The organism is Pseudomonas sp. MF4836, assembly GCF_002018875.1.
Taxonomy (GTDB): Bacteria; Pseudomonadota; Gammaproteobacteria; order Pseudomonadales; family Pseudomonadaceae; genus Aquipseudomonas.
The window spans coordinates 121,386-127,385 of the sequence record NZ_MVOL01000018.1 but is presented as its reverse complement, the minus strand read 5'-3'; the positions used below and the strand labels follow the sequence as shown (position 1 = coordinate 127,385).

The 6,000-nt window shown below is 62.2% G+C and carries 4 protein-coding genes and 1 riboswitch; all 4 genes read left to right on the top strand.

All coding sequences use genetic code 11. From position 1 onward, the window contains the following. Positions 1–243: 243 nt before the first annotated feature. Positions 244–344: riboswitch (S-adenosyl-L-homocysteine riboswitch) on the top strand. 22 nt (positions 345–366) lie between these two features. Next, entirely contained in the window at positions 367–1,776 is a 1,410-nt protein-coding gene (gene ahcY, locus MF4836_RS31060; RefSeq protein ID WP_078473564.1) for an adenosylhomocysteinase, read from the top strand. A 187-nt stretch (positions 1,777–1,963) separates the two neighbouring features. Further along, positions 1,964–2,809 (top strand): methylenetetrahydrofolate reductase [NAD(P)H], encoded by an 846-nt coding sequence (metF, locus tag MF4836_RS31055; RefSeq protein ID WP_020295314.1) that lies wholly within the window; start codon positions 1,964–1,966, stop codon positions 2,807–2,809. A gap of 125 nt (positions 2,810–2,934) precedes the next feature. Beyond that, on the top strand, positions 2,935–3,750 hold the full coding sequence (locus MF4836_RS31050) for a substrate-binding periplasmic protein (RefSeq protein WP_078473563.1): 816 nt from the start codon (positions 2,935–2,937) through the stop codon (positions 3,748–3,750). 227 nt (positions 3,751–3,977) lie between these two features. After that, complete coding sequence (locus MF4836_RS31045; protein ID WP_078473562.1) at positions 3,978–5,852, top strand: DEAD/DEAH box helicase; 1,875 nt, start codon at positions 3,978–3,980, stop codon at positions 5,850–5,852. Positions 5,853–6,000: the final 148 nt, after the last annotated feature.

Below are 6,000 nucleotides of genomic sequence, written 5' to 3'. Positions count from 1 at the left end.
TCAGTGTTGTTTGGTGATTGTTCGACGGCGATCGCCGAGTGCTACGCATGGTGGTTCGTCGCCAGCGTCAGATGTGTATCAAAGACAGCTGTGGATGGGCCCCAGCTTCTAGCTTCAAGCTCAAAGCTGCAAGTTAAAAGCCGGTCCGCGCTGACTTGCAGCTTGCCACTTGGCGCTCAAACCCAGCTATAATCGCCACCGTTTCAAAACGGTCATCTGTATCGGATACCGTTTTCCCGCCACCTGTCCGAGGGGCGCTGCAGCAGGTTTACCTGTCAGGCTCGGATGGGGCGTTGCTGGCCACAGTCGGCCAGATACCAAACGCACAACGGCGCCCATTCGCATAACTACGAATGGAGGCTCTTCATGAGCGCTGTTATCACGCCTGCAGATTTTAACGATTACAAAGTCGCCGACATGTCCCTGGCTGCCTGGGGCCGTCGCGAAACCATCATCGCCGAATCGGAAATGCCGGCCCTGATGGGTCTGCGCCGCAAGTACTCCGCCGAGCAGCCGCTCAAGGGCGCGAAGATTCTTGGCTGCATCCACATGACCATTCAGACCGCCGTGCTGATCGAAACCCTGGTTGCCCTGGGTGCCGAAGTGCGTTGGTCGTCCTGCAATATTTTCTCGACTCAGGACCAGGCCGCTGCTGCCATCGCCGCTGCCGGCATCCCGGTTTTCGCCTGGAAAGGCGAGACTGAAGAAGAGTATGAGTGGTGCCTGGAGCAAACCATCCTCAAGGATGGCGCGCCGTGGGATGCCAACATGATCCTCGACGACGGCGGCGACCTGACCGAGCTGCTGCACAAGAAATACCCGGCGATCCTGGACCGCGTCCACGGCGTTACCGAAGAAACCACCACCGGCGTGCACCGCCTGCTGGACATGCTGGCCAAGGGCGAGCTGAAAATCCCGGCCATCAACGTCAACGACTCGGTGACCAAGAGCAAGAACGACAACAAGTACGGCTGCCGTCACAGCCTGAACGATGCGATCAAGCGCGGTACCGACCACCTGCTGTCCGGCAAGCAAGCGCTGGTCATCGGCTACGGTGACGTGGGCAAGGGCTCGGCCCAGTCCCTGCGTCAGGAAGGCATGATCGTCAAGGTTTCCGAAGTTGACCCGATCTGCGCCATGCAAGCCTGCATGGACGGTTTCGAACTGGTTTCGCCGTTCATCGACGGTATCAACACCGGCACCTCCGCCTGCATCGACGCAGCACTGCTGGGCAAGATCGACCTGATCGTGACCACCACCGGCAACGTCAATGTTTGCGACTCGAACATGCTCAAAGCCCTGAAGAAGCGCGCTGTTGTCTGCAACATCGGCCACTTCGACAACGAAATCGACACCGCTTTCATGCGCAAGAACTGGGCATGGGAAGAAGTGAAGCCTCAGGTACACAAGATCCACCGTACCGGCCCTGGCGCGTTCGACGCCCAGAACGACGACTACCTGATCCTGCTGGCCGAAGGCCGCCTGGTGAACCTGGGTAACGCTACCGGTCACCCAAGCCGCATCATGGATGGCTCGTTCGCCAACCAGGTTCTGGCGCAGATATTCCTGTTCGGCCAGAAGTACGCCGACCTGTCGCCAGCCCAGAAAGCCGAGCGCCTGACCGTTGAAGTACTGCCGAAGAAACTCGACGAAGAAGTGGCCCTGGAAATGGTCCGCGGCTTCGGCGGCGTCGTGACTCAACTGACCAAGACCCAGGCCGACTACATCGGCGTGACCGTCGAAGGTCCGTTCAAGCCGCACGCTTACCGGTACTAAGCAGCGCCGAGCTTCGAGCTGCAAGCGGCAAGTTAGAGCGGTTGGCTGACTTGCAGCTTGTGGTGAGGGGCTTGCTCCTTCATTGCTCTCTTTAAGCAGTTGTGAGCTTCAAGCTGCAAGCTACAAGAACAGGCGCACCGCCTGCTTGCAGTTTGCAGCTTGAAGCTTGCGGCTGGAGGCCCCCTCCATGTCCCAAGACCGTCGCTACAGCTTCGAGTTCTTCCCGACCAAGACCGATGCTGGGCATGAAAAACTGCTCGCCACTGCCCGTCAGCTGGCCACGTACAACCCCGATTTCTTCTCCTGCACCTACGGTGCCGGTGGCTCGACTCGCGATCGCACGATCAACACCGTGCTGCAGCTTGAGAGCGAAGTAAAAGTCCCCGCTGCGCCGCACCTGTCCTGCGTCGGCGACAGCAAGGACGATCTGCGCGGCCTGCTCAACCAGTACCAGGCTGCCGGGATCAAGCGCATCGTCGCCCTGCGCGGCGACCTGCCTTCCGGCATGGGCATGGCCAGCGGTGAGCTGCGCCACGCCAACGACCTGGTGGAGTTCATTCGCCAGGAAACCGGCGACCACTTCCATATCGAAGTCGCTGCCTACCCGGAAATGCACCCGCAAGCGCGCAATTTCGAAGACGATCTCAACAACTTCGTGCGCAAGGCCAACGCCGGTGCCGACAGTGCGATCACCCAGTACTTCTTCAACGCCGACAGCTACTTCTACTTCGTTGAGCGCGTGCGCAAGCTGGGTGTGAACATTCCGATCGTGCCGGGCATCATGCCGATCACCAACTACAGCAAGCTGGCGCGCTTCTCCGACGCCTGCGGCGCCGAGATCCCACGCTGGATCCGCAAGCAGCTGGAAGCCTACGGCGACGACACCCAGAGCATTCAGGGTTTCGGCGAGCAGGTGATCAGCGAAATGTGCGAACGCCTGCTGCAAGGCGACGCACCAGGGTTGCACTTCTATACCCTGAACCAGGCCGAGCCGAGCCTGGCAGTGTGGAACAACCTGAAGCTGCCACGCTGATCGACGCAGGTTGAACACCCAAGGGCCCTGGCGAAACCAGGGCCCTTTTTCATGCCGGGTCCTTGAGCTAGAGCGGTCTGCACTGCCTCTAGCTATTTCAGCGGGTCACGGCGTAATCTCGCGCCATGTTTGTCATCTTCCGGTTGCTGACCGCCCTTCTCTGTACTTGCCTGAGCCTTGCGGCCCATGGCGAGAAGCTGCGCATTGTCACTGATCCCTGGCCGCCCTACGCCTACGAGGAAAACGGCAAGGCCATGGGCCTGGACTACGAGGCCACGGCCATTGTCTTCCAGCGCCTGGGGATCGAAGTGCAATGGCAGTTCCTGCCGTGGAAACGCTGCCTGGCCATGCTGGAGCAGGGCCAGGCCGACGCGGTGCTGGATATCTTTCATCGCGAAGAACGGGAAAAAAGCCTGCTCTACCCCAGCGAACCGCTGTCGGAAGTGGAGTTCGTGATGTTCTACGCCAACCAGCGCCCGCACCCGTTCAGCCGCCTGGAGACCTTGAGCGGCCTGACCATCGGCACCTCCCCCGGGTACCTGTACACCGATGAATTCAACGACTCGCCGCTGTTCACGCGCGAGCCCGCGCCCACCCAGGAAGCCAACTTCGGCAAGCTGCTGCTGGGACGGATCGACCTGGTGATCACCGATCGCCGGGTCGGCCAGTACTTGCTCGACACCTTGAAGGTGCGCGACCAGATCACCGAAAACCCCTTGGTGCTGGTGCGCCAGGGGCAGTTCCTGGCCGTGCGCCGCAACGCCGGCATGGATTTGCTGGTGCAGCGCTTCGCCGCCGAACTCAAACGCTTCAAGCAGGAACCGGCCTACGCCGAGCTCAACGCCCGCTACGGCGGCGCTCGCGCCCCGGGACCTTCGAAGGCGACCCTGCACTCCACCTCCGATAAAACCGTTGAGCAGCAGGAAAGCAGCGCACAGTGATTGCTCTGTTATACTCCGGCCTTTCCGCCAGGCTCACGCCCGGACGCTCGTTCCTGTTCAAGGCATCTCGATACCGCTACAGCGCAGCCAATACGGCCCGCGCGGGCTTTTTCGGGCACGTCTTCAGGACTGAAGCTGGACCGGACGGGATTGCGTCCTCTTAAACGCCATTCGCGCCAGGCAAGACTATCCCTCTGGGCCAAGCCCTAACTAAAACAGGATTACTCATGTCCTTTGCTTCCCTCGGTCTCTCCGAGGCTTTAGTCGGCGCGATCGAAGCCGCCGGCTATACCCAGCCTACTCCGGTGCAACAGCGGGCCATTCCCGCCGTGTTGCAAGGTCGCGACTTGATGGTTGCGGCGCAGACAGGTACTGGTAAAACCGGCGGTTTCGCCCTTCCGATCCTGGAACGGTTGTTTCCCAACGGTCACCCGGACAAATCCCAGCGTCACGGCCCGCGCCAACCGCGCGTCCTGGTCCTGACCCCAACCCGCGAACTGGCCGCCCAGGTGCATGAGAGCTTCAAGCTCTACGCCCGCGACCTGAAGTTCGTCAGCGCCTGCATCTTCGGCGGCGTCGGCATGAATCCACAGGTGCAAGCCATGGCCCGTGGGGTTGATGTGCTGGTTGCCTGCCCGGGCCGCCTGCTCGACCTGTGCGGTCAAGGCAGCGTCGACTTGTCCCACGTGGAAATCCTCGTGCTGGACGAAGCCGACCGCATGCTCGACATGGGCTTTGTGCACGACGTGAAGAAAGTCCTCGCGCGCCTGCCAGCCAAACGCCAGAACCTTCTGTTCTCCGCGACCTTCTCCAAGGACATCACGGACCTCGCCGGCAAGCTGCTGCACAACCCCGAGCGCATCGAAGTCACGCCGCCGAACACCACGGTCGAGCGCATCGAGCAACGGGTATTCCGCCTCGCCGCCAGCCACAAGCGTGCCCTGCTGGCGCACCTGATTACCGCCGGCGCCTGGGAACAGGTCCTGGTCTTCACCCGTACCAAGCATGGCGCCAACCGCCTGGCCGAGTACCTGGACAAACACGGCCTTAGCGCTGTCGCGATCCACGGTAACAAGAGCCAGAACGCCCGCACCAAAGCCCTGGCCGACTTCAAGGCCGGCGAAGTGCGGATCCTGGTTGCCACCGACATCGCCGCGCGCGGCCTGGATATCGACCAACTGCCACACGTGGTCAACTTCGAGCTGCCGAACGTCGACGAAGACTACGTGCACCGCATCGGCCGTACTGGCCGTGCCGGTCGTTCGGGCGAAGCGATTTCCCTGGTCGCCCCGGACGAAGAGAAACTGCTGAAAAGCATCGAGCGCATGACCAAGCAGAAAATCGCCGACGGCGACCTGATGGGTTTTGACGCCAGTGCCGTAGAAGCCGAAAAGCCTGAAGTGCGTGAACGTCCGGACGTGCGCAACCCGCGCAATGCCCGTGGCCCGCGTGGCGATGGCCCGAACGGCGGTGGCGGCGGCGGTGGCCGTAAAGACAAGGGCAAGGACAAGGGCGGCAAGGACAAACCTGCCGCTCGTGGCGACCGCCCGGCTCGCGAGCAGAAACCTCGCGAAGGCACCCCGGCCCGCGAACAGCGCCAGCCAACCCCACGTGCAGCCGCTGACCGCGCACCGGACGAGTTCCTGGACGACGATATCGATAACTTCGGTAACCGCGTCGACTACGTCCCGCAGCAGAAGCCGGCTCAAGGTCGCGGCCGCCGTCCAGGCGCCCCGGCACAAGGTGCAGGTGCAGGCGCCGGTGCAGCACCGCGCGGCGGCCAGCCGCAAGGTCGCCAGAACGGTCCGCGCAGCAGCAACGGCGCGACCACCGGAACCCCACCGGCCAAGCGCAACGGCCCACGCAACGGCGCTCCTCGTGATGGCCAGGCCCGTCGCGAAGAGTCGTCGCGCAATCGCCGCCCGGCTCGCTCCGATGACCAGCCGCGTCAGGAACCGGCCGTGCAGAACCCACGTGGCACTCAGCCGAAGATCATGCACAAGGAGTCGAAAAGCGATCGCTTCCCGACACCTGAGCAGCTCGATCAACTGCCGAGCCGCCCACGGGGTGAAAAACCGGCCCTGCTGACGCGTAATCGCTAAGCCGAGCCTGTAAAAAAAACGCCCCCGATCGCAAGATCGGGGGCGTTTTGCATGGGGCGCCGGTTACCGGCCAGGACCGCTAGGGGCACGGCCGACAATCGAAGATCGCCACACAGCAAAACGCCGACTCAAGGTCGGCGTTTTGTGG

Coding starts and splice junctions, on each gene's coding strand:
- ahcY (WP_078473564.1), top strand. CDS start 367: ATGAGCGCTGTTATCACGCCTGCAGATTTTAACGATTACAAAGTCGCC.
- metF (WP_020295314.1), top strand. CDS start 1,964: ATGTCCCAAGACCGTCGCTACAGCTTCGAGTTCTTCCCGACCAAGACC.
- MF4836_RS31050 (WP_078473563.1), top strand. CDS start 2,935: ATGTTTGTCATCTTCCGGTTGCTGACCGCCCTTCTCTGTACTTGCCTG.
- MF4836_RS31045 (WP_078473562.1), top strand. CDS start 3,978: ATGTCCTTTGCTTCCCTCGGTCTCTCCGAGGCTTTAGTCGGCGCGATC.